Below are 901 nucleotides of genomic sequence, written 5' to 3' on the forward strand. Positions count from 1 at the left end.
GGAGAATTGTCAAAACAGTTCCCTTTTCGTGACATACTTTGAAAGATGTTTTGCTTGGTTAACTGCTTTTTGTATGCTTTCATTTGGTAAGCCCATCCTTGGTCAGAGTGGAACGTACGACGATAGGGGCAATCATCGGTACGGTCCATCGCTTCTTTTTGGGCATCCATAATGGCTTTAGCGTTGGGTCGCTCAGAAATTCGATACGATAAAATTTCTCCGTTAAACATATCAAGGAAAGGATCCAGATACAATTTTTTGATAACTAGCTGCTTGTTTTTATCACGCTCGTAATATTTGAATTCCGATGTATCCGTGGTCACTTTTTGATGAGGAATGGATGTATAAAAACGGCGACGAATACGGTTTTTTGCCCCTCGTCCAATGGTTCCTTTGTAAGAATTATATCTACGAGATTTCCGAATAAACTTGGAGCCTTTTAGCCCAAGTTTCCCCATAATTCGTCGAACTTTTTTCTGATTGACCTTTATTCCTTGTGCCTTCAACGCTAGTTGAATCCGGCGATAGCCATAGTTTCCGTGATGCTCATCAAAAATTTCTTGGATCTTTTTCTCTAATGATGCATTTGGATTTTTCTGTTCTAATCGTTTTTGCCAATACATGTAGGTCGCTTTAGGAAATTTTGTGGCTTGCAGAAGAATCGTTAATCGGAACTCCCTTCGGAGTTCGTGGATGATTCGGGCATCTCGTTCTTGAGTCGTTCTGGGACATCCATTCCTAAAGCGCGGAGCTTTTTTATAAAAGCAAGTTCTGCACGTAATAATTCGTTTTCTCGTTCTAATGCTTGTTCCCGTGTCATGGGTTTCTTGGGCTGAATTTGTTTCTTTTTCTTGGACATCGAAGGTCGTCCTTTCTGTTTTGGTGAAAGACCTTCGATGCC

Annotated in this window: 1 protein-coding gene; it reads right to left on the bottom strand. The window is 40.8% G+C overall.

Annotated features, from left to right (window positions below; translation table 11 throughout):
- Window positions 1-803 (bottom strand): IS3 family transposase (locus HCJ50_RS15565; protein ID WP_311769644.1); only part of this gene is annotated, 803 nt, incomplete at its 3' end.
- Window positions 804-901 lie beyond the last annotated feature (98 nt).

The sequence above is a fragment of the Listeria immobilis genome (assembly GCF_014322765.1).
In the GTDB taxonomy this organism is placed as follows: Bacteria; Bacillota; Bacilli; order Lactobacillales; family Listeriaceae; genus Listeria; species Listeria immobilis.